Origin of the sequence: Halomonas sp. A3H3, from assembly GCF_000982975.1 — a bacterium.
In the GTDB taxonomy this organism is placed as follows: domain Bacteria; phylum Pseudomonadota; class Gammaproteobacteria; order Pseudomonadales; family Halomonadaceae; genus Vreelandella; species Vreelandella titanicae.
The window spans coordinates 3,954,877-3,980,807 of record NZ_HG423343.1; the positions used below are offsets into that span (position 1 = coordinate 3,954,877).

General features: G+C 52.9%; 23 protein-coding genes. 19 read left to right on the top strand and 4 right to left on the bottom strand.

The window, feature by feature from the left end; genetic code table 11:
• The first annotated feature begins 25 nt into the window (after nt 1-25).
• The 12 genes from HALA3H3_RS17840 to HALA3H3_RS17895 all read left to right on the top strand — a co-directional run bounded on the left by HALA3H3_RS17840 (nt 26) and on the right by HALA3H3_RS17895 (nt 13,019).
• A complete protein-coding gene (locus HALA3H3_RS17840; protein WP_022522922.1) occupies nt 26-835 on the top strand; it encodes an MlaA family lipoprotein in 810 nt (269 codons plus the stop codon).
• An 8-nt stretch (nt 836-843) separates the two neighbouring features.
• Nucleotides 844-2,037 (top strand): PP2C family protein-serine/threonine phosphatase, encoded by a 1,194-nt coding sequence (locus tag HALA3H3_RS17845; protein WP_027958456.1) that lies wholly within the window; start codon nt 844-846, stop codon nt 2,035-2,037.
• Nucleotides 2,027-2,545 (top strand): STAS domain-containing protein, encoded by a 519-nt coding sequence (locus tag HALA3H3_RS17850; protein WP_022522924.1) that lies wholly within the window; start codon nt 2,027-2,029, stop codon nt 2,543-2,545. Before HALA3H3_RS17845 ends, HALA3H3_RS17850 begins: the two co-directional genes overlap by 11 nt.
• 140 nt (nt 2,546-2,685) lie before the next feature.
• Nucleotides 2,686-3,873: a multidrug effflux MFS transporter gene (locus HALA3H3_RS17855; protein ID WP_009288019.1), complete on the top strand. Its 1,188-nt coding sequence runs from the start codon at nt 2,686-2,688 to the stop codon at nt 3,871-3,873.
• 46 nt (nt 3,874-3,919) lie between these two features.
• Nucleotides 3,920-4,651 carry a sulfite exporter TauE/SafE family protein gene (locus HALA3H3_RS17860; RefSeq protein ID WP_022522925.1) on the top strand — a complete coding sequence of 244 codons (732 nt, stop codon included), beginning with the start codon at nt 3,920-3,922 and terminating at the stop codon, nt 4,649-4,651.
• Nucleotides 4,652-4,781: 130 nt separating this feature from the next.
• Complete coding sequence (locus tag HALA3H3_RS17865; protein ID WP_009288020.1) at nt 4,782-5,795, top strand: PstS family phosphate ABC transporter substrate-binding protein; 1,014 nt, start codon at nt 4,782-4,784, stop codon at nt 5,793-5,795.
• A gap of 95 nt (nt 5,796-5,890) precedes the next feature.
• On the top strand, nt 5,891-7,141 hold the full coding sequence (pstC, locus tag HALA3H3_RS17870) for a phosphate ABC transporter permease subunit PstC (protein ID WP_009288021.1): 1,251 nt from the start codon (nt 5,891-5,893) through the stop codon (nt 7,139-7,141).
• Between the two features lie 18 nt (nt 7,142-7,159).
• On the top strand, nt 7,160-8,326 hold the full coding sequence (gene pstA, locus HALA3H3_RS17875; protein WP_009288022.1) for a phosphate ABC transporter permease PstA: 1,167 nt from the start codon (nt 7,160-7,162) through the stop codon (nt 8,324-8,326).
• Nucleotides 8,327-8,352: 26 nt separating this feature from the next.
• Nucleotides 8,353-9,192 (top strand): phosphate ABC transporter ATP-binding protein PstB, encoded by an 840-nt coding sequence (gene pstB, locus HALA3H3_RS17880; protein ID WP_009288023.1) that lies wholly within the window; start codon nt 8,353-8,355, stop codon nt 9,190-9,192.
• Between the two features lie 159 nt (nt 9,193-9,351).
• On the top strand, nt 9,352-10,398 hold the full coding sequence (locus HALA3H3_RS17885; RefSeq protein WP_022522926.1) for an ArsJ-associated glyceraldehyde-3-phosphate dehydrogenase: 1,047 nt from the start codon (nt 9,352-9,354) through the stop codon (nt 10,396-10,398).
• A gap of 52 nt (nt 10,399-10,450) precedes the next feature.
• Complete coding sequence (gene arsJ, locus HALA3H3_RS17890) at nt 10,451-11,617, top strand: organoarsenical effux MFS transporter ArsJ (protein ID WP_022522927.1); 1,167 nt, start codon at nt 10,451-10,453, stop codon at nt 11,615-11,617.
• A gap of 250 nt (nt 11,618-11,867) precedes the next feature.
• The gene (locus tag HALA3H3_RS17895; RefSeq protein WP_022522928.1) at nt 11,868-13,019 is read left to right on the top strand and encodes a trans-sulfuration enzyme family protein; all 1,152 of its coding nucleotides are present in this window, start codon (nt 11,868-11,870) and stop codon (nt 13,017-13,019) included.
• A 55-nt stretch (nt 13,020-13,074) separates the two neighbouring features.
• On the opposite strand, the gene HALA3H3_RS17900 is transcribed toward HALA3H3_RS17895, so the two are convergent.
• The 3 genes from HALA3H3_RS17900 to arsH all read right to left on the bottom strand — a co-directional run bounded on the left by HALA3H3_RS17900 (nt 13,075) and on the right by arsH (nt 15,274).
• Nucleotides 13,075-13,368 (bottom strand): CC/Se motif family (seleno)protein, encoded by a 294-nt coding sequence (locus tag HALA3H3_RS17900; RefSeq protein ID WP_022522929.1) that lies wholly within the window; start codon nt 13,366-13,368, stop codon nt 13,075-13,077.
• A gap of 75 nt (nt 13,369-13,443) precedes the next feature.
• Nucleotides 13,444-14,523 (bottom strand): ACR3 family arsenite efflux transporter, encoded by a 1,080-nt coding sequence (arsB, locus tag HALA3H3_RS17905; RefSeq protein WP_022522930.1) that lies wholly within the window; start codon nt 14,521-14,523, stop codon nt 13,444-13,446.
• 13 nt (nt 14,524-14,536) lie between these two features.
• A complete protein-coding gene (gene arsH, locus HALA3H3_RS17910; protein ID WP_022522931.1) occupies nt 14,537-15,274 on the bottom strand; it encodes an arsenical resistance protein ArsH in 738 nt (245 codons plus the stop codon).
• Nucleotides 15,275-15,425: 151 nt separating this feature from the next.
• On the opposite strand from arsH, the gene HALA3H3_RS17915 reads away from it, so the two are divergent.
• From HALA3H3_RS17915 to HALA3H3_RS17925, 3 genes are all read left to right on the top strand, one after another.
• Nucleotides 15,426-15,839 (top strand): arsenate reductase ArsC, encoded by a 414-nt coding sequence (locus tag HALA3H3_RS17915; protein ID WP_022522933.1) that lies wholly within the window; start codon nt 15,426-15,428, stop codon nt 15,837-15,839.
• Nucleotides 15,840-15,863: 24 nt separating this feature from the next.
• Nucleotides 15,864-17,564: a methyl-accepting chemotaxis protein gene (locus HALA3H3_RS17920; protein WP_022522934.1), complete on the top strand. Its 1,701-nt coding sequence runs from the start codon at nt 15,864-15,866 to the stop codon at nt 17,562-17,564.
• Nucleotides 17,565-17,719: 155 nt separating this feature from the next.
• Nucleotides 17,720-18,781 (top strand): SLC13 family permease, encoded by a 1,062-nt coding sequence (locus HALA3H3_RS17925; protein WP_272946851.1) that lies wholly within the window; start codon nt 17,720-17,722, stop codon nt 18,779-18,781.
• 47 nt (nt 18,782-18,828) lie between these two features.
• On the opposite strand, the gene HALA3H3_RS17930 is transcribed toward HALA3H3_RS17925, so the two are convergent.
• Nucleotides 18,829-20,016: an acetyl-CoA C-acyltransferase gene (locus tag HALA3H3_RS17930; RefSeq protein ID WP_022522936.1), complete on the bottom strand. Its 1,188-nt coding sequence runs from the start codon at nt 20,014-20,016 to the stop codon at nt 18,829-18,831.
• Nucleotides 20,017-20,142: 126 nt separating this feature from the next.
• Between HALA3H3_RS17930 and HALA3H3_RS17935 the strand changes: the two genes are divergently transcribed.
• The 4 genes from HALA3H3_RS17935 (at nt 20,143) to HALA3H3_RS17950 (ending at nt 25,468) form a co-directional block, all read left to right on the top strand.
• A complete protein-coding gene (locus tag HALA3H3_RS17935) occupies nt 20,143-20,712 on the top strand; it encodes a TetR/AcrR family transcriptional regulator (RefSeq protein ID WP_053857035.1) in 570 nt (189 codons plus the stop codon).
• Between the two features lie 186 nt (nt 20,713-20,898).
• Nucleotides 20,899-22,569 (top strand): AMP-binding protein, encoded by a 1,671-nt coding sequence (locus tag HALA3H3_RS17940; RefSeq protein ID WP_022522938.1) that lies wholly within the window; start codon nt 20,899-20,901, stop codon nt 22,567-22,569.
• 80 nt (nt 22,570-22,649) lie between these two features.
• Nucleotides 22,650-23,417: an SDR family NAD(P)-dependent oxidoreductase gene (locus tag HALA3H3_RS17945; RefSeq protein WP_022522939.1), complete on the top strand. Its 768-nt coding sequence runs from the start codon at nt 22,650-22,652 to the stop codon at nt 23,415-23,417.
• Between the two features lie 245 nt (nt 23,418-23,662).
• A complete protein-coding gene (locus HALA3H3_RS17950) occupies nt 23,663-25,468 on the top strand; it encodes an acyl-CoA dehydrogenase C-terminal domain-containing protein (RefSeq protein WP_022522940.1) in 1,806 nt (601 codons plus the stop codon).
• The last annotated feature ends 463 nt before the right edge of the window (nt 25,469-25,931 follow it).

The following is a 25,931-nucleotide window of genomic DNA, read 5'->3' on the forward strand; positions in this document are numbered from 1 at the left end:
AAGGGAATTGAAAAAGGAAAATGTCATGTGGCAGTGGTTTAATAACGCGCAGCCTGCGCTTTCGCTGCGTAGCAAAGGGTTGCCACTACTACTGGTGACGTTACTCGTAACCGGAGGCTGTGCCAGTACGCAAATGGCGGAAAATACTGCTCCCGAAGACCCTTGGGAAGGCTTTAACCGCAAAGTGTTTGCGTTTAACGATGTGTTGGATCGCTACGCGCTCAAGCCGGTGGCAACAGGCTATCGTGCTATTACCCCCGACCCGGTAGAAACGGGCGTAGGTAATTTTTTCTCCAACTTAGGTGAAGTGCGTACTGCGCTTAACAGCGTGCTGCAGGGCAAACCGTCAAACGCGGGCCTCGCCACGTCACGTTTTTTAATTAACTCCACGGTAGGCATTGGCGGACTGTTAGATTATGCCACCCTAATGGAAATTACTGCGGATGAAGAAGATTTTGGCCAAACGTTAGCGGTGTGGGGGTGGGAAGATTCGCGTTATCTGGTGCTGCCTTTCTTTGGCCCCAGCACGCTGCGGGATACCACCGGTATGCCCGCGAACATGGCAACGAACCCCGTTAATTATGCAGAAGACGATATTGTTCGAGTAGGCCTTACCGCACTCAAAGCGATCGATATTCGAGCGGGTTTGCTTGACCAGGAAGAATTAATTCGTGGTGATCGCTACCGTTTTATTCGTGACGCTTACTTGCAGAACCGCCAATTTGAGGTGAGCGATGGAGAATTGGGTGATGACCCCTTTGCCAGCGAAACCTTCGACTTTGATGACAGCGGTCAGGATGATAGTGACTTTGGTGACAACGAAGTCACCGATTGAGGCTTATGATGGATCATTCTAAGCAGTTGATCGCGGTGATCGACGAACCTGGTCGTGAACGTGATGCGCTGGCTGAAGCGATTACCTGCGATGGCATGTGGGTGTTTGCCGCTGAGGATATCGCGCATTTGCCTGCTGACACGGCGCTCATTGTTGCCCATGCTCGGGCAGTTCCGCGGCAGCAATGGACACACCTAACGCGACGCCTACCGACACTGGTAGTCAGTGACTCGCGTCAGGACGCCGACTTGATCAAAGCGATTGATGTGGGGCTGGTGGACTATATTGTCCATCCGCTGCGACACGCCGAGCTGTTGCGACGAATGATCCGTAAGGCCATTAAGCTCAACGATTTGGCGCTGGAGCGCGAGCGTGACCATGCGCGGCTGGCGGAGTTAAACGAGAGCCTAGAGACCCATCTCGCGCTGCTGCGGATGGATCAGCAGAGTGGAGGGCATATCCAGCGGCGTTTGTTACCGCTGCGGCCCAAGGTGATTAACGGGGTGTATTACGACTACGTATTTGCTCCTTCGCTCTATTTGTCTGGTGATTTTCTCGATTACCAACGCTATAACGAGCGCTACAGTGCCTTCTATTTCGCCGATGTATCGGGGCATGGTGCCTCGTCGGCATTTGTTACCGTGCTGCTCAAATATTTATGCAACCGCTGGCTGAGTGAGTGGGATGGCCAGCATCCGGAAAATCTGCCGCCTGATTGGTTAAAGGCGATGAACCGCGAGCTGCAGGGCACCGATATTGGTAAACATGCCACCTTATTTGTCGGTGTTATTGACCACGAGGCGCATACTCTTCACTATTCGCTCGGCGCGCAGCTTCCCATGCCCCTGTTGGCAGCAGAAGGAGAGCTACGCCGTTTAGAAGGCGAGGGAATGCCAGTAGGCCTTTTCCCCGATGTGGAGTATCCTTCGCTGAGTTGTGCATTGCCGAATAAATTTCGTCTATGGCTCTGCTCAGATGGAGTATTGGAATGCTTGCCGGGTAAAACGCTCGACACGCGGCTCAAGGAGCTTGAGCAATTAGTAAGCGAGAGTGTAACGCTTGAGCAGTTGCGCGACCGGCTAGCAGAAACGAATGCACTCCTTGCCGAAGGGGATGCAGAGTTTGATGCCAACCAAGAGCGCGATGCTTTACCCGATGATCTAACAATCATGATGGTGAGCGGATTTGGTCATGCTGATTGAAGAGGGCCGCATTAAAGCGGCGTTCGATTCTGGTGTTTTTATTCTAAAACTGTGTGGTGATGTGCGTTTGACGCTCTGCGCCACGCTGGATACTCAAGCCCAGCGTCTTGCCGAGACGCCGGGGTTGCGTGCCGTATTGATTGACCTGCGTGAAGCCACCAATGTCGATTCGACGGCGCTTGGTTTTTTGGCCAAGGTCGCGATGGCGGTGAAAGGGCGCCTGGAGCAGCCGCCGACGATTATTGTCGATAATCCTGATGTACGGCAGATGTTGGACGTGATGGGCTTTGCGCGTTTCTTCACGCTGATGGAAGCGCCGCTACAACAGACGAGTACGCTCAACAATGAGCTTGAAGAGCTGCCCCAAGAGCCGGCAGACGAAGAGGGACTGCGCGATCGTATCCTGGAAGCCCACCGTATTTTAATGCATATGAACGAGCATAACCGTGAGCAGTTTCAGCCACTGGTTGACATGCTTGAGTCGCAAGACGCCACTACGCATCACTAAGCTCCCCTCTCCTTGATAAGCCCCTGGCCTCTCCCAAGGGCTATCTACCGATAGTCTCCAATCCCGACAAAGGCCTTAAAATCAGCTATGATTAGCGGCCTATCTATTCCAGTGCGTACATTATCGCCTTAAGGAGACCCATGGATCTTAATCCTCGCCGGGTAGCACTGTTGGTTGCCGCCAATACGGCGCTGGCACCCTTTGCTATCGACGCTTATTTGCCTGCCATGGGTATCATTGCTGAAAGCATTGGCGCCAGTATTCACCGTACTGAACTCTCCATCAGCGTATTCCTGTTCGGCTTTGCATTGGGCCAGCTATGCTTTGGGCCGCTTTCGGATCGGATGGGTAGAAAGCCTGTGCTGTTGGGCGGATTGGTGGTGTTTATGCTGGCAAGTCTTGCTATTACGATGGCGAACAGTTTGCCCACGCTGCTGGCTTGGCGGTTTATTCAAGCGCTGGGAGGCGGGGCCTGCGTGGTCAACTCGGCGGCGATTGTGCGCGACTGCTTTAGCGGGCGTGAGGCCGCCAAAGTGATGTCCACCATGGCAATGATTATGATGCTGGCGCCGCTGGTGGCGCCTGCAGTGGGCAGTTTGCTACTGCACGTGGCCGGCTGGTGGCTGATTTTTGTGTTCTTAGCCGTTTACGCAGGCTTTTTGCTCTGGCTGCTAGGAACGCGGTTACCTGAAACCCGCGATATGTCGCTGCCGGCAGCTTCACCACGGCAGGTAATACGCAACTACGCCAGCGTGCTTAAGCATCGTGAAGGCATGGGCTATATCTGTGCGGTAGCGGCTTCCTTTGCGGGCCTGTTTGCCTTTGTGACCGCTTCGCCGTTTCTTTATCTTGACTATTTTGGCCTCTCGCCCGGCACTTATCCGCTAGTGTTTGGGGTCAACGTGGTCGTTATTGCGCTCTCTAATCGGGTCAATATTCATCTGCTCCGCAAGCGCACTCCTCAGCAGAATTTGCGTTTAGGGTTGCTTATACAACTGGTGGCCGCGCTTGGGTTGGTAGCGGTGACCGCCCTGGACATCGCGTCGCTAGTGATCGTGGTGCCGTTGATTATGCTGTTTACCGGTATGATCGGGCTGATTACACCCAACGCGATTTCGTCGTTACTGGATCATTTTGGCCATATCAGCGCCACGGCAACGGCGCTACTGGGCGGGATCCAGTTTACCTGCGGCGCCCTCGCGGGAGTGATGGTAGGGCTGTTCGAGGTAGAGCATCTTTGGCCCATGGTACTCACCATGCTGGGCGCTGCGTTGCTAGGCAATATCGGTGTGCGCAAACTGACTAAAGCACCTGCTGCGGATGAATAGTTTTCAAATGGATAGGGCGTATGGATAGTTTGAATGGATAAGTTGAATGGATAGCATACTGGCTTGGGTCAATATGCCGATGGGCACTTGGTTAGCTTGCTCCGCCGTACTGTTAATGGGTGCTTTTGTGCAGCGCGCTACCGGCTTTGGTTTGGCCATTATTGGCGCACCGCTACTGTTGATGCTAGAGCCTCGTCTGGTGCCGGTCACTCTGGTACTGTTCGGATTTATCGTCTCCCTGATGATGGTGCGTCATTACTGGCACGAGGTGCGCCTGGACTCCATTGGCATGGCACTAGTGGGGCGCCTTCCCGGCAATGCGCTGGGTATTTGGCTGCTACTCGCCGCCCCCATGTTTGTGTTAGAAAAGCTGATTGCGGTCATCGTCCTGTTTGCGGTACTCGTCACCTTGTGCCGCTTTCAGTTGCCGGTAAACCGAATAACGCTGTTTGGCGCAGGGGTGCTCTCTGGCATTTTTGGCACCGTTGCGGCTATTGGTGGCCCTCCCATCGTGTTGCTGATGCACGGCTTACCCGCTGATCGTGTGCGCGGCAATCTAGCCGCCTTTTTTATTTTGACCTCTCTATTGACCTTAATCACCCTTGCCTTGGCTGACCAGATTCAGCTTTGGCATTTCCAGGTCGCGCTTACCTTCCTGCCTGCAGTATTAATAGGTAATGCCTTGGCAGATACCGTAGCTCACCGTTTAGACCGGCGCCTGCTGCAAGGTGCCTCGCTGGCGTTATGCACCCTCGCAGCGCTAGGACTTTTGTGGTGATGTAAGGTCGGGTTGCCTCTATGTAACGAAAAATTTTCTACGTTTTGCTCGCTGTCATGAAGTTGTCATGGAACCAGTGCAAGGTATGCCTTGCGAAGGCCAGATCCCTACATGAACAGGAGTATTTCGCATGAACCGTATTCTAAAAACCACCGTTATCGCGGCTGCTGTAATGAGCGTTGCCGGTGTTGCTCAAGCCCGTGATCAAATCCGAATCGTTGGTTCCAGTACCGTTTACCCGTTTGCCAGCTACGTAACGGAAGAGTTCGGTGCGACTACTGGTAACCCGACGCCTGTTATTGAATCGACTGGTTCGGGCGGCGGTTTGCGTCTGTTCTGTAATGGTGTTGGTGAAGGCACACCCGACATTACTAACGCTTCTCGTCGCATGAAAGTGTCTGAGTTTGAGCGTTGTGAAGAGAACGGCGTTACCGATATCACCGAGGCTAAAATCGGTTCTGACGGCATCGTATTGGGTCAATCAAGCGAAAACGATGACATTGCTTTAACCCGCGAACAGATCTTCATGGCGGTAGCTGCCATGGTGCCGGTTGATGGCGAGTTAGTTGAAAACCCCTACACCAACTGGAGCGAGATCGATTCTTCGCTGCCAGACCGTGAAATCTCCATTTATGGGCCGCCGACAACTTCGGGTACCCGCGATGCTTTTGAAGAGCTGGTAATGGAATCTGCGTCTGAGGGTATGGATGTTTACGGCGATGAAGGCTACACCGATATTCGTTCTGACGGTGTTTACATCGATGCCGGTGAAAACGACAACCTGATCGTTCAGCGTCTTTCAGAAGACACCGGTGCCTTTGGTATCTTCGGCTACTCTTTCCTTGAAGAGAATACTGACACGATCAGCGCCGCCAGTATTGATGGCGTCGATCCTGAAGCTGAGGCGATCAGCTCCGGTGACTATCCTATCGCGCGTTCACTGTGGTTCTACGTGAAGAACCAGCACGCTGAAGACGTCCCGCCGATGTACGATTACGTCGATATGTTTATGAGCGAAATGATGATTGGCGATGACGGCTACTTGCGTGATATCGGCTTGATCGTTCTGCCAGAAGAAGAGCGCGAAGAGTGGCGCCAGGCTGTTGCAGATCGCACTTCAATGACAGCAGACGTTCTTAAGTAAGTTGGTAGGTCAGATTAAAAGTGGTCGGCAGCGCAAGCTGCCGACCCGTTATTGTTGATAGGTTTCTTAACCGGTGACCACGTGAGAGAGATGCGATGCAGACCAACCAGCTTCTTCTGATTTTTTGCAGTGCATTATTGCTGCTGGGGCTGCTGGCTTTTTTTGCTGGCCGTTCAAAAGCCACTCGGTTACGTAGCGCGGGTACGGCGATGTTCGCCCAGCCTGACCAATACGCTTGGTTTACAGTACTCTCCACCGCCGGGCCAGCCGTGGTAGTGAGTGCCTTGGGCGCTTTCGTTTTGCTTCTAATGGGCGCCGACATTCCTACGCTTTATCTGCTGGCGGCGAGCTTAGTGATAGCAGCCATCGGGCTACTGGTGAGTCTTAATCAAGTAAAACCCGATTTTCATGCCCGTCAAGCCATTGAGCGGGTCATTCGCATGACCCTGGCTGGGGCAGCGTTAATCTCCATTTTGACGACCTTTGGTATTTTAATTTCGATTATTTCCGAGGCGCTGCGCTTTTTCCAAATGCACAGCTTCTGGGAGTTCATCACCGGCACCACTTGGAATCCAGGCGCGAGCTTTTTAGCATCCGCGGGTCGCGGTGATGGTAGCGGCGCTGAGTTTGGCTCGGTACCGCTGTTTGCTGGCACCTTTATGATTACCGCCATCGCTATGCTGGTGGCGGTGCCTATCGGTTTGCTTTCAGCGATTTATATGTCTGAATTTGCACCGCGCAAAGTGCGTACCGTCGCCAAGCCGGTGTTAGAAGTATTGGCAGGTATTCCTACCGTCGTTTATGGCTTTTTTGCCGCCATCACCGTGGCGCCGATCATTGTCAATATTGCCGGTTTTCTGGGGCTCGATGCGTCTTATAACAATGCACTGGCACCCGGCATTGTGATGGGCATTATGATCATTCCGTTTATCTCATCGCTATCTGATGATGTGATCAATTCGGTGCCCGATAGCATGCGCCAGGGGTCGCTGGCACTCGGTATGACCAAAGGGGAAACGATTCGTGATGTGGTAGTGCCCGCTGCCATGCCGGGGATTATCTCAGCGTCGCTCTTGGGTATGTCTCGTGCCATGGGTGAAACCATGATCGTGGTTATGGCGGCGGGTATGCGGCCTAATTTAACCGCTAATCCGCTGGAAGATATGACCACGGTGACTGTGCGTATCGTGGCGGCGCTCACCGGCGACCAAGAGTTTGAAAGTGCCGAAACATTATCAGCTTTTGCCCTTGGACTCGTGCTCTTCGTGATCACACTCGCACTCAACTTGGTGTCAGTATTGATGATCCGTCGTTTCCGTGAAAAATACCGCGTGAATAACCTGTAACGCCGAGGAACTGTTTCGATGAGCCACTCTTTTGACGAAATCAGCCAGCAGCTTAAGCGGCGTCACCGAAAGTCTACCCGCCTTAAATGGATAACCATGGGATCGTTAGGTCTCGCGGGCCTTTTTCTGGTGCTGTTTTTTGCCGATATGCTGAGTAAAGGTCTACCCGCTTTCCAGCAGGCCTATATACAAACCGAGATTAGCTACACACAAGAAGCCGAAACCGATGGGCGGCGGGCATTTGATGAAGAGCTGTTGCCGTTAATTAGCCGTACGGCGGTGCGTACAATTCCATTAGAGTTGCGCAACAATCCTGACATGATCGGCACCAGTAAAGCGGAGTGGGTATTAGCGAATAGTGATGTCGATCAATACTTGAAGGGACACCGGCATCGCTTGAGTGACGAGGAGCAGGAAGCCCTTGATGCCCGAGTCGAATCTGGACAGGTGGATCTACGCTTTAATACCACTTTCTTTGGTTCGGGTGATTCAAAAATTGCCGAGAACGCGGGCATTTTATCGGCAGTGGTCGGCACCATTATGACCATGATCGTCACCCTGGCGATATCTTTCCCGATCGGCGTGATGACAGCTATTTATCTTGAAGAGTTTGCGCCGGATAACCGCTTAACCCAGATTATTGAAATTAACATCAATAACCTAGCGGCGATCCCGTCGATTCTATTTGGTCTGCTGGGTCTTGCGATCTTTATTAACTTTTTCGGGGTGCCGCGGTCGTCCCCATTAGTGGGCGGTATGACGCTGGCATTGATGACGCTGCCAGTGATCATTATTTCGACACGTACCGCACTGCGTAGCGTGCCTGAATCCATCCGTCACGCAGGCTTTGGGGTGGGCTGTTCACGCTGGCAGGTAGTGCGGGATCACGTTCTACCCTTAGCAATGCCGGGTATTATGACAGGTTCTATTATCGGCCTGGCGCAAGCGATGGGTGAAACGGCGCCGCTGATTATTGTAGGGATGGTGGCCTTTATCCCCGATGTGGGCGTTTCCTTTACCAACGCGGCAACAGTGATGCCTGCGCAAATATTCACCTGGGCTGGTGAACCTGAGCAGGCGTTTGTGGAAAAAACTGCTGGCGGTATTTTGGTGCTACTCACCATACTCATCTCACTCAACGCTTTTGCCGTTGTGATGCGTAAGAAATTTGAGCGTCGCTGGTAGGCCAGTGCGTTATAGAGGACATTTCTATGAATAGCCATGCAACTGTAATGAACGGCCAGCAGACACCTGCGGTTGGGCAACCCTATACACGAAATGAAGCTGCGTGCCACGACCTGAGTTTCCGGGTTCGCGATTTGAATCTGTGGTATGGCAAAAACCAAGCGCTGAAGAATCTGAATATTGATCTTTTTCAGAAAAATGTGACGGCGCTGATTGGCCCTTCGGGGTGTGGTAAGTCGACGTTCTTACGCTGCTTGAATCGTATGAACGACCTGATTCCTAGCGTACGCACCGAAGGCCTGGTCGAGATGGACGGGTTGGACGTTAACGCACCTAAAATGGATGAAGTGGCGCTCCGTCGCCGGGTGGGCATGGTTTTCCAAAAGCCTAATCCGTTTCCTAAGTCGATCTTTGAAAATATCGCTTACGCACCACGCATGCACGACTTGGTCAGCCGTAAAGCCGAGCAGGAAGAATTGGTTGAAAAAGCGCTGCGTGACGCTGGGTTGTGGAACGAGGTGAAAGACAAGCTGCATGAGCCAGGCACCTCTCTGTCCGGTGGTCAGCAACAGCGGTTGTGTATTGCCCGCGCTATTGCGGTTCAGCCTGATGTGATTTTGATGGATGAGCCAACCTCAGCGCTTGATCCTATTTCCACCGCCACCATCGAAGACCTGATGGACAAGCTGAAAGAGAAATTCACCATCATTACCGTGACGCATAATATGCAGCAGGCGGCGCGGGTGGCGGACTACACGGCGTTCTTCCACCTGGGGGAAATCATTGAGTACAACGACACCAAAGTGATGTTCTCAACCCCGGCACAGAAGAAGACCGAGGACTATATCTCTGGTCGTTATGGTTAATTAATGCTTGCTAATTAATACTTACTACGCAGGCCTACTACACGGTGGTGGGCCTGTTTGTTAGTAGGCGTTTTTTTAAGTGTTTATATATGTTTTAACGTATATGGCCGTTATGCTTTCTCTTAATAGATTGTGTAACCGTTAGCTTAGGAGGCACTCATGGCACTACGTATTGGCATTAACGGCTTTGGGCGGATTGGGCGTTTGGCATTGCGCAGTTTGTGGGGGCAGGTAGACGCTGGCGCGGTAGCAATAACACGCATTAACGACCCGGGCGGCGATGCGGCAACCTTTGCCCACCTGCTGGAGTTTGATTCAGTTCATGGGCGCTGGGCACCAGGTAAGGGCATCTCGGCAACCGATGACGCTATCGTTCTCGATGGAAAAACTGTCGTCTTTAGCGCTAATAAAGCAATTGCCGATAGCGATTGGTCGAACTGCGATATCGTGATCGAGTGCTCGGGCGTAATGAAAACCACCGATAAACTGCAGGCATACATTGATCAAGGCGTCGGTCATGTGGTGGTGAGTGCGCCTATGAAAGAGGCGAACGTGCTTAATGTGGTGGTGGGGGTGAACGACCACCTTTACGATCCTGCTCAACATAAGATCGTTACCGCTGCCAGCTGCACCACCAACTGCCTGGCACCGGTAGTCAAAGTCATTCAGGAAACCTTTGGTATCCGCCATGGCTCGATGACCACGGTGCACGACATCACCAACACTCAAACCATTTTAGATGCCCCGCATAAAGACCTGCGCCGCGCCCGGGCTTGCGGCATGAGCTTAATCCCCACCACCACCGGCTCGGCCAAAGCCATCACTGCTATTTTCCCCGAACTGGAAGGCAAGCTAAACGGTCACGCGATTCGTGTGCCGCTGGCTAACGCTTCGCTTACCGATATGGTGTTCGAGCTTGAGCGCGAAGTGACCGTCGAAGAGATCAATCAGGCGCTAAAAGCCGCGGCTGATGGCGAGCTTGCCGGTATTTTGGGCTATGAAGAGCGCCCGCTAGTGTCGATTGATTACCGCACCGACCCGCGCAGCTCGATCATTGATGCGCTCTCCACCATGGTGATCAATGGCACCCAGCTAAAACTCTATGCCTGGTACGACAACGAGTGGGGCTACGCCAACCGCACGGCCGAGTTGGCCCTGATGGTAGGTAGTGGGCAGGTAGGCGGTGAGCAGGTGGGCCGTGGCTGATTTATCGTTGTTAAAGCGAGTAAAGGCGCTACCTTTCGAGGTGCGCCAATATATGCTGATTACCGGCAACTACTGGGCGTTCACGGTAACCGACGGCGCGCTGCGTATGCTGGTGGTCATGCACTTCCATCAACTGGGTTACTCGCCGTTAGAAATCGCCATGCTGTTTCTGTTTTACGAAGCTTTTGGTGTGGTGACTAACCTGGTAGGTGGCTGGTTGGGCGCGCGGTTGGGTCTCAACCGCACCATGAATGTGGGGCTTGGGCTGCAAATTATTGCGCTTGCTATGCTGATGGTGCCCGCTAGCCTGCTGACAGTTGCTTGGGTGATGGCTGCTCAGGCGCTGTCGGGGATCGCTAAAGACCTCAACAAAATGAGCGCTAAAAGCGCCGTTAAAGTGCTGGTGCCAAAAGAGAGTGCTAACGCCAATAGTTCACTCTACCGGTGGGTGGCGATGCTGACCGGCTCTAAAAACGCGTTAAAGGGGCTAGGCTTTTTTGTTGGCGGGTTGCTGCTAACGTTGATTGGCTTCCAGGCCGCAGTGTTGGTGATGGCGGTAATGCTTGGCGGCGTGTTACTGCTTTCACTGTTGAGGCTTAAGGCGGATTTAGGCCGCCAAAAAGTAAAGCCCAAGTTCTCCGAAATCTTCTCAAAATCACGTGCGATTAACGTGCTCTCCGCGGCGCGCTTTTGCCTATTTTCGGCACGGGATGTGTGGTTTGTGGTAGCACTGCCGGTGTTTTTATACGATCAACACGGTTGGACACACTGGACAGTGGGTGGGCTGTTAGCGGTATGGGTGATCGGTTATGGCGGGGTGCAAACCCAGGCACCCAAATTAACCCGGTTGATCAAAGGCGATGCGCGGGCACTTACCGCCGGCTGGGCGGCGGCACTGGCGGTGTTGGCAATTTTGCTGGCGATGCTGCCCTTGGCACAAGTAGGTTGGTTAGTGGTCGGGCTACTCGCCTTTGGGGTGCTGTTTGCAATTAACTCCAGCTGGCACAGCTATTTGATTGTGCACTATGCTCGCGCTGACGGCGTCTCCATGGATGTCGGTTTCTATTATATGGCCAATGCCATGGGGCGTTTAGTGGGCACACTACTGTCGGGCTGGCTGTATATGGCTTCCGGGCTGAGTGCCTGCTTGTGGGTGTCAGCGGCCTTAGTGGCTGCCAGTGCATTGATGGCGTTAGCACTGCCTAAACAAGTCGCATGATTCGCTTTTCGCCTAGGCGGTTTAACGCTCACTTTAGGCAGTGCACGAACTCTTGCCTGGGCCTCCAGCTATTACTTGACCGCTATCCTTGTGGTGCCCATGGCCCGCGAGCGGGATTTGAGCTTCTGTGTATTCGTGTGCTTCGACTGTAAGGGCGAGGCGTCTATATAAAGGCGACGCTGTATGAATTGGATTGGTTTATGGTATATGTGATATATCTTGCATTGAGCTTACTTAAGCGAGAATTTATATGACAGACCATCCTTTTTCGTCTCAATCACTCCTTGCTCAGGGCGGTAGTCACCTTGAGCACGAATATGGAGTAATCATCCCGCCAGTATATACATCAACGACTTACCTTCGAGACAGCGATAATCAATATCGCAGCGGTCGAGTGTATTCCAGAGCTGACAACCCAACGTACCGACCTGCAGAAATACTCTTGGCAGAGCTGGAAAATGCGGTTGATGCCCGTTTATTCGCCTCGGGTATGGCAGCGGCAACAACTGTTTTTCAGGCGTTAAAGCCCGGCGATTCAGTCATCGCTCCTAAAGTGATGTACTGGGCGTTGCGTAAATGGCTGCAGACCTTTGGTGTCGATAGCGGGCTGAATGTTCGTTTTGTGGACACTACAAATCTGGACGAATTACGCCTTGCCATTGATGAAAAAGCACCCACACTTATTTGGCTTGAAACGCCTGGCAATCCGCTCTGGACCGTTACCGATATTGCTGCAGTAGCTGATTTAGCAAAAGACTGCGGAGCCCTGCTTGCTGTTGACTCTACTGTTGCTACACCATTGCTAACAAAACCGTTGAACCTTGGTGCTGATATCGTGATGCATTCAGCCACCAAATACCTCAACGGCCACTCTGATGTTATTTCCGGAGTATTGGCTGCACGGGAAGATAACGCCTTCTGGCAGCGTCTGGTTGCCATTCGCGCCCAATCTGGTGCAGTTCCTGGCCCAACTGATGCAGCTCAATTACTACGTGGAATGCGAACCTTGTTTTTACGGGTGCGGGAAAGCTGTCAAAGTGCGTTATATATTGCTGGACAGCTGGAGCAGCATCCGCATGTAATTGAGGTGTTATACCCCGGTTTAAAAAGTTTTTCCGGCCACGACGTGGCTCAAAAGCAAATGAGCAGTGGTTTCGGCGGTATGTTGTCTATTCGTTTAGCCGGTGGAGAAAAAGCCGCTATTGCAGTTGCCGCTAAAACGCAGCTCTGGTGTCGGGCTACTTCGTTAGGCGGTGTAGAAAGTTTGATTGAGCACCGTGCCAGTATTGAAGGTTCTGACTCGCCAGTTCCGCTGGATTTGCTGCGCTTGTCGGTCGGGATTGAAAAGGCCGACGATCTGCTGGCCGATTTGCAGCAATCCATTGATAGCGCTCACGCGTAAATGCTCATGTACGTAAAGCCGCGCGTACCATTAACCCTTGTTACCGTCTTCTTAGCTAAGGCTGTAACAAGGGTGAACCCTCCATATACAGGTGGCGAAGCTTCCACCATCCCTCAACGTTTAAGCTTAACCCTTGCCCTATAAGCGCCGGGTCAATGAACAGCGTTATATTTTGGTAGCGATGGCATTGGTAAAGCGAAGAGTCTGCGGGTGGGTTTGCCTCGGCAATGGCGACCTTGGCAAGCCCACCGCAGCAGCCATGTCTTGGGGAAAGGCGTACGGTAAGGATGCCGCCTCGCTGCTTGATAAAGTCTAGTGCTTTGCTATCTATATCAATCACATTACCCATGACCTATCCAATCGTTATTGAGCCCAATGCTTGGGATGGCTACAGGCATGATGACCTGGTGACCTAGCTCAAAATTTAATGATTAACAGTAGCCGGAAAATGATGGCGGGTCTTGTTTGCAATTCTTACCAGCGCGAGCATTAGCGGTACTTCGACCAATACGCCGACAACAGTGGCTAGCGCAGCGCCCGACTGTAAGCCAAACAGTGCGATAGCCGCTGCCACCGCCAGTTCAAAGAAGTTGCTGGCGCCGATCATCGCCCCCGGTGCGGCAATGTTATGTGGCAAGCACCAGGCTTTAGCCCAGCCATAAGCGATAAAGAAGATCAGGAACGTTTGAATAATCAGCGGTATCGCGATCAATACGATATGCAGCGGATTATTGAGAATGACCTCGCCCTGGAAGGCAAACAGCAGCACTAGGGTAATGATCAAGCCAATCGGGGTGATAGGGCCAACCCGCTTCATAAACACGTTGTCGTACCACTCGGCGCCACGCTTTTTAATCAAACTTTGCCGTGTGATATAGCCCGCCGCCAGGGGAATCACAATGTACAGTACGACTGACAGGGCGACCGTGTCCCAGGGCACCTGAATATTGGAGATGCCCAGTAGGAAGACCACGATAGGGGCAAACGCGAACAGCATAATTAGATCATTAAGCGCCACTTGTACCAGAGTGTAGGCGGCATCGCCGCGGGTTAGGTAGCTCCACACAAACACCATGGCGGTACACGGCGCAGCCCCAAGCAGAATTGCACCGGCTAAATACTGGCTGGCTAGCTCGGCGGGAATAAACGGTCGAAAGATCACCATCAGAAATAGCCAGGAGATGGCGAACATAGTGAAAGGTTTGATCAACCAGTTCACTGATGTAGTGATGATCAAACCTTTTGGCTGACGACGCACACCCAGTAGCGAGGTGAAGTCAATTTGCGCCATCATGGGGAATATCATCGCCCAAATGAGTACCGCCACCGGAATCGATACCTGCGCCACTTCAAAACGTGACAGCGTTTCCGGTACTGCTGGAATAAATTGCCCAACTAAGATGCCTACCACAATGGCGAGTGCTACCCATAGCGTGAGGTAGCGCTCAAAAAATCCCATGCCTTCGGCGGTAGAGGGTGAGGCGTTGTCTTGCAGTGCTGGCATGTGAAGCTCCTGATTAGATGGCGCGTTGATTAACCCGCTTTGAGACTTCTTCGGCGCTCTCTTTGCGCTCCGAATAACGATCCGTCAGCACGTCACTGCGATCACGCACTAGTAGCGTGAATTTCACCAGCTCTTCCATGACATCCACGATACGGTCATAAAACGGTGAAGGCTTCATCCGGTCTTTATCATCAAACTCCATAAAGGCTTTGGGTATCGAGGACTGATTGGGAATCGTCAGCATACGCATCCAACGCCCCAAGATGCGTAGCTGATTGACCGTATTGAAGGACTGCGAACCGCCGCAGACCTGCATTACCGCCAAGGTTTTGCCCTGAGTAGGGCGGACGCCACCCAGGGCAAGGGGGATCCAATCTATTTGCGCCTTCATAATGCCGGTCATTGCGCCGTGACGTTCGGGGGAGCACCACACCATCCCTTCTGCCCATTGGGCCAATTGGCGTAGCTCATCGACTTTGGGGTGGCTGGCATCTTCTGCATCCGGTAACGGCAGCCCCCTGGGGTCAAAGATTCTTGTTTCTGCGCCCATGGCATTGAGTAAATGTGCGGCTTCCTCAACCGCTAACCGGCTGAAAGAGCGCTCACGCAGAGAGCCGTATAGCAGCAATATTTTAGGTGCGTGTTCAGTGCTATGTGGAATCCTCAGCCGTTCGCTGCTGGGCGGTTCAAAGAGTTCAGCGTCTATATTAGGCAGATCATTCAGGTCGGAAAAATCAGTCAGTGAGGTCATCGCGGTTTACTCGGATTGGGTCTTAATAGCTTGATGATTCCATCATATATGTTTTTTCGTATATTTCTAGGGCAACTGTGTGCCTGCAATATTGCCGTCATGAACCCGGCGTAGAGTGACAGCCACTAACTACATAAGAGGCTGTTTATTTATGACGAAGCGCCGCGTGTTGTTCCTCTGCAATGCTAACTCTGCACGGTCTCTGATGGGGGAGGCGTTGCTTCGCCATTTGGCAGATGATCGTTTTGAAGCGTTTAGTGCCGGTTCTGAACCGGATGAGCCCCATGCATTGACACTTGAAGCGTTGCGTAAACACGGGCTCCCCACCGAGGGCCTGCGCAGTAAGTCGTTGGATGAGTTTGAAAGCGAGACCTTCGATTTTGTCATTGTGCTGTGCGACAAATCCCAGCAAGCCTGCCGCGATTGGCAAGGGGAGGCGGGCGAAGTTCTATCCTGGGATATTCGTGACCCTCGCTTGATCGGCAAGTCAGATGCTTATGAGCAGGCATTATTAGAGATTCGTCGGCGCCTACAGCTCTGGCTGCCTCTCCACACATCTGATTAACCTTACTGAAAGGGGCGGGTCGAGATGAAATGGATTAATAACTTAAGCGTCAAGGCAAGTTGGACGCTTGTATTAGTGGCCTTTAGCGGCCTGGTCGTCGTCATTGGCGCACTGGGTTTGTTCGCCAACCATTTTGGCCGTGAGGCATTTACGTCGCTTCATGAACGGGACATGGCACAAATTAGTCAGCTCAATAGCGCCTATACCCAGCTGTTGCGTGCGCGTATTCAGATGAACCGTGCAGCGGAGTTAATTCGTACCCCTTCGTTTGATCGACCTGACCCTCTGATAGAAGAAGCCCAGCGGTTGCTTGATGAGGCGTCCGAGAACTTCACTCAATTTACAGCGAGTGATTTTGATCAGGATCAGCAGACGTTTGTCGAACAGTTAGCGTCAAACTTTCAATCATTTGTTAACAATAATCTCAATCTTCAGATGATGATGCTTGAAGAGCGCGACATATCAGGCTTTTTCTCGGGTGAGTCGCGAGTGGATGATAGTAGCGAGCACTTTGTGGCAAGCGCTGAGGCTTTTATTGGCGCTTCCACTCAGCGGGGTAACACCTTGCTTATGCGCTTTGAGCAGGTTTCATCGCTACTTTTTTGGGGAGTGATTACAGCGCTTGGCGCTGCGCTGTTGGTAGTGACGGTAGTGGTATGGGGCGTGCGTAAAAATGTGCTTCGCCCATTGAAGAAAATCACTGGGCACTTCCAGCGCATTGCTAACGGTGACCTGTCGGCGCCAGTAACGGCGCACTCAAGTAACGAAATTGGTCAGCTATTTAGTGAGCTGGATAAGATGCAGCACTCGCTGACGGCCACGGTTAATCGTCTTAATACGAGCAGCCAGCAGGTATATAGCAATAGTCAGGAGATGACTGAGCAGAACCAGCTTTTGGCGAGCCAAACCGACACTCAAGTGTCAGCTTTGCAGCAAATGGCAGCGAGCTTGGAACAGCTAACCGCCACGGTGAATCAGAATGCTGAAAGTGCGGCGCATGTTAACCAGTCAACGGCAGATGTGTCTCAAAAAGCGCAGCAGGGTGATGAGGTGATTACCCAGTTTATCGCCACCATGGAGGCGATAAATAGTCACTCCGAAGAGATTCAAAGCATTATTCGCATGATTGAAAGCATTGCTTTCCAAACCAATATTTTAGCGCTCAATGCATCGGTTGAAGCCGCGCGTGCCGGTGAGCACGGGCGTGGGTTTGCGGTGGTCGCCAATGAGGTGCGTGCACTGGCAACGCGCAGTGCCAGTGCCGCCAGTGATATTCGCTCACGCATTGAAGCGTCGAGTGCGAGCGTCCAGCAAGGCAGCATATTGTCTCAGCAGGCTGGTGAACATACACGGGCGATCATGCAAGCAGCGAGGAATGTGGACACGCTGATGACGCAAATCACCCATGCCTCTGAAGAGCAGCGGCGAGGCATTGAGGAGGTCAACCACGCGGTTGCTCAGATCGATACCACTACCCAAGACACCATGCGCTTAGTCAATCAGGCGGCCCAGAGCGCGGAGGTGCTGTCCCAAGAAGCTTTGCAGATGCGTGAATATGCCGGTCAATTTAGTGTGGTGGAGAGTGCCATTGAACCAGGCTTGTCTGGTATTGATAAAAATCAAACTGACTATCCCGAATGGGAGCAGCTCAGTCATCAAGAGGGCGCCTTACCGGATGACCATGAGCAAGCCCGTCGTCAGGCGGGATTATTGGCTTCGGCTTAGCATTCTGGATGAAGGAATTTAGCTTTACTCCTGAGCTTACAACGCTATTATGCGATTTTCTCTGAGCGTCATGTAGCGTGTTAGCAACAAAGTGGTTAGTGACACCCTTTAGCTTGTTTTTTCAGCGTTTTCTGAACGACCCTATGCTGCTCTCAATGAGTATCCTATGGGTTGTTTTGTGTTGGCTGGAGCCTCAATCACTGAGTGAAATGGCTGACCGGGTTCACTGGACAACCCTTGTAGTATTAACCGGCCTAATGCTGCCCAGTCGCGCGTTAGAACTGAGTGGTTATTTAACGCTCTGGGGTCGTCAGTTATTAGCTCTACTGCGTGGTGAGCGCCGACTTGCGGTCGGTTTGATTCTGTTTTCGGGGCTTCTCTCGGCGATAGTCACTAACGATGTGGCGCTGTTTATTGTGGTACCACTGACGCTTAGTCTGGCGGGAATGGCAACACTGCCGATTGAACGCTTGATTGTGTTTGAGGCGCTGGCTGTGAATGCAGGCTCATCGCTGAGCCCGATTGGTAATCCGCAAAATCTCTATTTATGGCAGCTTTCAGGCATTCGCTTCGGCGACTTTTTATGGGTAATGTTGCCGCTTGGGGTGGGCTTGATGCTGTTGCTCTTACTTTTTGTTCCCTTGGCATTTCCGAAAGCGTCAATACACTTGGAAGCAGTTTCTGCGATGACGGCTGAGCGCCGAAAGGCGCCGTTATGGGCGGCGCTTATTGGCTATCCACTTTTTCTGGTCGCGGTAGACATGGGGTGGGTGCTATCGGCGCTGGCTGGCGTTTTGCTTTCGATGCTATGGGTGGCTCGACGGGCGGTATTCAGTATTGATTGGCTACTGCTGATAGTGTTTGTATTGATGTTCGTAAATCTAAGTGTCATCGGTGAGCTGAGCGTTGTTCAGCAGTTTATACATTCAATGCGCCAGTGGCCGGGTGGCGATGTTAGTGCTGGCGTACTCCTTTCACAGGTCGTATCCAACGTGCCAGCGACCCTACTGCTTGCCCAGCAGAGTGAGTGGCAGCCGCTGGCTTGGGGCGTTAGCGTGGGTGGCTTTGGTTTGGCGGTAGGCTCAATGGCGAATTTAATCGCGCTACGTTTGGCACGCCAGCCTGGGATTTGGAAGGAGTTTCATTGCTGGTCGCTCCCCATGTTGGGGCTGGGGTGGTTGTTTGCCGCCGTATGGCTCAGCGCCCTGGCGCGGTAATAGGGTCAGGGCGCTTCACAAAAGGCTATATTTTGTAATAGCGCAGCTTAATCAACTAGCTCGACGGCGACAGCCGTTGCTTCGCCACCGCCAATGCATAAGCTGGCAATACCGCGTTTGCCGCCTTTGGTACGTAGGGCATGAATTAGCGTAGCGATGATGCGTGAGCCGGTAGAGCCAATCGGGTGGCCTTGGGCGCAGGCGCCGCCAAACACATTGACTTTGTCGTGGGGCAGGCCCAAGTCATCCATGGCCATCAGTGTCACCACCGCAAAGGCTTCGTTAATCTCGAATAGGTCTACGTCATTCACGCCCCAATCGAGCTTTTTCATCAGCTTTTCAATCGCACCCACTGGCGCGATGGTGAACTCACTAGGGTGTCGCGAGTGAGTCGTGTGGCCTAGCATACGCGCTAGCGGCTTAATACCTTGTTGATCTGCAGCTTCCTGACTCGCCAAGATAAGTGCCGAAGCGCCGTCGGAAATTGAGCTGGCGTTGGCGGCGGTAATCGTACCGTCTTTGGCAAAAGCGGGGCGCAACTGGCGGATTTTGTCGAGCTTAGCTTGGAAGGGCTGCTCATCGTGTTCGACAAGGGTTTCGCCTTGACGAGAGGTGACCATCACCGGTGCGATCTCTGCGCTTAGGTGGCCTGAGTTGGTGGCGGCCATGGCGCGCTCAAGGGACGCAATAGCAAAATCATCCAGGCGCTCCCGCGTGTAGCCTCGCTCAGTAGCCACATCCTGGGCAAACACGCCCATTAGTTTGCCCGTTTCGGCGTCTTCCAGCCCATCCAAAAACATATGGTCTTTAAGCTCGCCGTGCCCCAGCCGATAGCCGCCCCGCGCCTTGGTAAGCACGTGGGGGGCGTTAGACATGGACTCCATGCCGCCAGCCAGCAAAATATCGCCACTGCCCGCTTTGATTAAATCGTGGGCAAGCATGGTGGCTTTCATCCCCGAGCCGCACAGCTTGTTAATAGTGGTGGCGCCATTGGCATCAGGAATGCCCGCTTGGCGCATTGCTTGCCGCGCAGGGCCCTGCTTAACACCAGCGGGCAGTACACAGCCCATAATGCCTTCGGTGATCAGGGCTGGGTCAATTCCCGCCTCTTCAATGGCCGCTTTGATGGCGACTGCGCCAAGCTGTGGCGCTGTCATGCTTGCAAGGCTGCCCATCATGCCGCCCATCGGCGTGCGTTTGGCAGCGAGAAATACAACATCGGTGGGGTTGCTCATGGCCAATCTCCTTCAGGATTATTGTGATTATCATGCCAAGTGGTAGTTGATACGTTGACCCGTAGGCGGTGCTGTGGTTCTCTCCAAAGTAACCAAGCAAGCGCTAGTGTAAATGACATGAATGTAATGAATGCATCCCCTCGCCGCAAGGAACTGACGCGCCTCGCTGCTCAGCTATTCGTCCAAGAGGGCTTTGATCGCACGACGGTGCGAATGCTGGCGCAGGAAATGGGTATTAAGTCCGGTAGCTTGTTTCATCATTTTAAAGATAAGCAGGAAATCCTCGCTGCGGTCATTGAAGAGGGCACTCAAAATGCCTTGATGATTGCGCGAAAAGCGCTGGACGAGTGCGACGCCGAGCCTGAAGTACGCCTGCGTGCCATGGCACGTGCCCATCTTGAAACCCTCTTTACCGATCGCAACGCCCATGTGGTGGCACTCTTTGAGTGGCGTCGACTCGACCCGGCGGCCAGTGCTCATTTGAGCCACTTGCGTGACGCTTACGAGGCACTGTGGGTCGCTGTTATCGACGATGCTTTGGAAGCTGGCTTGATCCATGGCGACCGTTTTCTTGTCTCGCGTTTTGTTTTGGGGGCGCTGAACTGGACAGTGCGCTGGTACGACCCCAACGGGCCACGCTCGCCTGATGACCTCGCTGACGAGCTGGTCGCCATGATTATGCCCACCTCTGCTTAATATTCTGACAACAGCCTCGACCAACGTCTAACGCTACAGGTTATATCAGTGCTTGCTCTCTGAGTCGTTTGCTTTTAGCGTTGCTATTATCTTTTAGCTTACGTTAACGTCAACGGATAAATATAACAACACTGCTTGCGCTTATTCTCACTACGAGCTCATTTCCAATAACATAAGAGAGCCATCATGACAGCGACATCACAATCACTGCCCGACTATCACCACTACCTTGATAACTTCTCTGTCGATAGCGTTATCGCCCGTCTGGATGACCACCGGGACGGCCTGCTAAATGCCTTTGAGGCTTGCTGTGGGCGTCATGTGCGCGATGGCCGCGGCGATGTGCTGGCGTTGGTTCAAGAAGATTCTCAAGGCGATACGCATACCTTGAGCTACGCCGAGTTAGATGAGCAGAGTGCAAAGTTGGCAGGGTGGTTTCAGTCCCAAGGGTTGAGTCAAGGCGACCGCATCGCCTGCATGCTGCCACGTACACCACAGTTACTTGTTGCGGTCTTGGCAACATGGCGTATTGGGGCGGTGTATCAGCCCCTGTTTACGGCCTTTGGCCCCGATGCGGTGGACTATCGGCTAGGCCGTGCTGACACCAAATTGGTGATTACGGATCACGCTAACGGCTATAAATTCGATGGCCTTAGCCAGTGCCCGCCGGTACTGGCGGTGGGTGGGGCGACCAGTGAGCATGCTGAGGATCACGACTGGCAGGCGGCGTTGACGCATACGTCAATGAATGGCAAGCCGCCGAGGCTCGACCCTGAAGCGCCATTTCTGCAAATGTTTACCTCTGGCACCGTGGGCAAGCCGAAAGGCGTTGCCGTTCCATTGGCAGGGATGACCGCTTTTGCCATCTATATGGAGCTGGCCATTGACCTGCGTGATGATGACCGCTTCTGGAATATGGCCGATCCCGGTTGGGCCTATGGTCTCTATTATGCGATTGCCGGGCCTTTACTGCTTGGCGTGACGACGCATTTTTGTGAGGCAGGATTTAGCGCCGAGGGGGCACTGGCGTTTATGAAGCGCCACCAGATTACTAATTTTGCCGCAGCGCCGACCGCTTACCGGCTGATGAAGGCGTCAGGACTATTTGATAACGCCCATGAAACGCTTGAGCTGCGTGCGGCTAGCTCGGCGGGCGAGCCTCTCAACACGGAAGTAGTGACCTGGGTTGAAAAGTCGCTGGGCTGCCCGGTTATGGATCACTACGGCCAGACCGAAACCGGCATGACGTGCAATAACCACCATGCCCTTGACCATCTCAAGCATGTGGGCGCAATGGGCGTGCCGATGCCGGGTTATCGACTGGCGATTTTGGACGCGGAGTATAAAGAGCTGCCTGCCGGGGAGCCTGGTGTTCTCGCCATCGATATCAAGAACTCCCCGGCGCACTTTTTTCAGGGCTACACCTGGCAAGAGAAGAATCCCTTTGTGGAAGGCTATTACCTGACGGGCGATGTGGTTATTCGTAAAGAAGACGGTACCTTTCAATTTGCCGGGCGTGACGACGATATTATTACCACCGCGGGTTACCGGGTGGGCCCAACGGACGTTGAGAATAGTGTGATGACGCATCCCGCAGTCGCCGAATCTGCAGCAGTGGGCCAGCCTGATGAGATCCGTGGCGAGGTGATCAAGTCGTATATCGTGCTCCGCGAAGGCTATGAGGCCAGTGACGAGCTTGCTGATGAAATCAAACAGCGAGTGCGCGAGCGGCTTTCGACCCATGCTTTTCCGCGCATTATTGAGTTCGTCGATGAGTTACCCAAAACCCCCAGCGGCAAGATTCAGCGCTTTAAATTACGTGCCCAGGCAGTAGAAGAATCCAAAGCAAGTGAATAGCCAGATCAAATAAAAAGACGAGCAAATAAAGCCACTACTATATATAGCAACCATCCATTACAGCCTTAGGGAATACGGAAATGCAGGTTAAGGAGAGTACGTTTTTAATTACCGGGGCTGCCTCTGGTCTTGGGGCGGCTACCGCTGAGCGCTTAGTCGCTGCAGGCGCTCGCGTCGTGTTATGCGACTTAAACGACAGTGTCAATGCCCATGCCCAGCAGCTGGGGGCAAGCGCACGCGCCATTCTGGCGGATATTACGTCAGGCGAACAGATGCAGCAGGCCGTAGATGCGGCGGTAGCGCTGGGTGGCGAGCACGGGCTTTCAGGCGTAGTTCACTGCGCGGGTGTGGTTAGCGTGGCCAAGCTGGTTGATCGTGAAGGCAACCCGGCTGATTTAGAAAGCTATATGAAAACGATCAATATCAATCTGGTCGGCACTTTTAACGTCATGCGCCTTGCGGCTGCCGCCATGGCTAAAAACGCGCCGAATGAGAGTGGTGAGCGCGGGGTGATTATTAATACTGCGTCCATTGCTGCTTTTGATGGGCAGGTAGGCCAGTGTGCTTATAGTGCCTCTAAAGCGGGTGTTGTGGGTATGAGCTTGCCAGCGGCGCGGGAATTGTCGCGCCATGCTATTCGGGTGATGGCCATCGCCCCTGGCGTATTTGAAACGCCGATGATGAGTGAAATTCCTGACGAGGCGGCCCAGGCACTAGCGGCGGCGGTACCTTTTCCTAAGCGTTTAGGTAAGCCAGATGAGTTTGCTCAATTAGCCGAGCAGATTATTACCAACCCCATGCTCAATGGCGAACTGATCCGCTTAGACGGTGGCATTCGCATGCAGTAACTAGATGGCCAGTAGGTAAAAGAAAAATAAAACGACTCGTCGGCTTTTGGTTGGCGAGTTTTTTTATTATTTGCACCAGGGGTTTACTGGTTGGGCGACCAAAGTTCTAGAGTGTTTTTGGGCTAAATTCAAACGCTCGCTTGACTCTGAGGGGCGCCCGCGCTAATTTTCAAACATACGTTTGAAAGCTCTCTGCCATTAAGAGTTGCTTGGCTTTCAACCCCCCCTTTCTTAGGAGAAGTGTGATGCCCAGCTATCAGGCCCCTATTCGTGATATGTGTTTCGTTATGGACGAGATGCTTGACTACCCCGCTCACTACGCGCGCCTGCCAAGCGGTGACGATGCATCGCCAGATGTTGTCAGCGCTATTTTGGAAGAGGGGGCACGCTTCGCCCGCGATGTACTGCTGCCGATCAATCAGAGTGGCGATGAAGAAGGGTGCCTACTGGAAGGGGGCGAGGTCAAAGCGCCTAACGGTTTCAAAGAGGCCTACCAGCAGTACGTAGAGGGGGGGTGGCCGAGTCTGGCCGCCGATCCTGCTCATGGTGGTCAAGGGCTGCCGCCTTCATTGGCGATGCTGTTGTCGGAAATGATCTGCGCCACTAACTTGGCGTGGGGCATGTACCCAGGGCTCTCTCATGGTGCGGCAGACGCACTTCGCCATCATGGCACCGATGAGCAGAAGGCGACGTATCTCACCAAGCTGGTAGAAGGGGTATGGACGGGCACTATGTGCCTAACTGAACCGCACTGCGGCACTGACCTAGGATTGATCAAGACGCGAGCAGTGCCCGCTGATGGCGATGCCTATGCGATTACTGGCACCAAAATCTTTATCTCGGCCGGTGAGCATAATCTGGCTGAAAACATTGTCCACCTGGTATTGGCAAAACTGCCTGGCGCACCGGAAGGTTCTAAAGGTATTTCGCTATTTGTAGTGCCTAAGTTCTTGCCCGATGCCCAAGGTAATGTGGGTGAGCGTAATGGCGTCACCTGCGGTTCGCTCGAGCACAAAATGGGCATTCATGGTAATGCCACCTGTGTGATGAACTTCGACGACGCAACCGGCTACTTGGTAGGGCCGCCCAATAAAGGGCTGGCGTGCATGTTCACCATGATGAACGCTGCGCGTCTTGGGGTGGGGATTCAAGGGCTGGGGTTGATTGAAGCCAGTTTCCAGAATTCATTGAGCTATGCCCGTGACCGGTTACAGATGCGCGGCTTATCGGGCAAACAGGCTCCTGAAAAGCCCGCTGATCCGATTATCGTCCACCCTGATGTGCGCCGCATGCTGCTGACCCAGAAAGCCTTCGCCGAAGGCGGGCGTATGTTGGTGCTTTATACCGCGCAAATGCTCGATTTGGTGGAGCATGGTGAGCCGGGTGAAGAGCGAGATCACGCTGAAACCCTACTTGGCTTGCTAACGCCTATTGTTAAAGCCTTCCTGACCGAAGTTGGTTTTGAAAGCACTAACGAGGGCGTACAGATCTACGGTGGTCATGGCTTCATTAAAGAGTGGGGCATGGAGCAATTGGTGCGCGATGCTCGCATTACTCGACTCTATGAAGGTACTACCGGTATCCAGGCGCTTGATCTGCTAGGCCGTAAAGTACTAATGAGTCAGGGTGAATCGCTGAAGGTATTCACCAAAGAGATCCATAAGTTCTGTAAAGCTGAAGCCGACAACCCTGCACTCAAAGAGTTTGTTGGGCCGCTCGCCAAGCTGAATGCAGAGTGGGGCGAACTGACTATGGGCGTGGGGATGAAGGCAATGCAAGACCGTGAGGAAGTAGGTGCGGCGAGTGTTGATTACCTAATGTATTCAGGCTATGTCACCCTGGCGTACCTATTTGCACGCGCGGCCAAACAGGCGTCTATTTCTTTAGAAGGTGACGATAAGGCCTTCTACGCTGCAAAATTGAATACTGCTCGCTTCTATTATCAGCGTCTATTGCCGCGTACCAAGGCCCATGCGCAGATGATACAAGCAGGTGCTGCAAGCCTGATGGCCATCTCCAGCGAAGATTTTGGTCTGGGATTTGAAATTTAATTAACGGCTAAAATGTGAAAAGAGCACTCTCTGATCAGGCGTTCTGATCGGTGGTTTGCGGCAGAAGGGTAGCCTTCTGCCGCTTTTTTATACGCAATAACTTCTTTTACTTGCTATCTTATTAGTCAGGCCTTAAAGTACGCATCCGCTGCCGGGGACGCCAAGCGTTACCAGCGGTGAATGAAGTGTAAAAACTTCGGTTTGTCAAAGAGTTAGCGGTTTTGGATGTGGTCAGGTTTGCATCGAAAACAACGCCCTTGACAACCACCAGGAAATGCGTAGAATATGCCTTCCTCGCTGAGGCAAGCCAGTTCAACGGCAAGTCGAGTGGCCCAGTTGGTTTATTAGCTAGCCACCACAGCGAAACAGCTCTTTAACAATTTGATCAGGTAATTCATGTGGGCGCTTGCTGATGTTGGTGACAAATCATCAAATATCAAGGCAAGCGACTCAAGCAATAGGG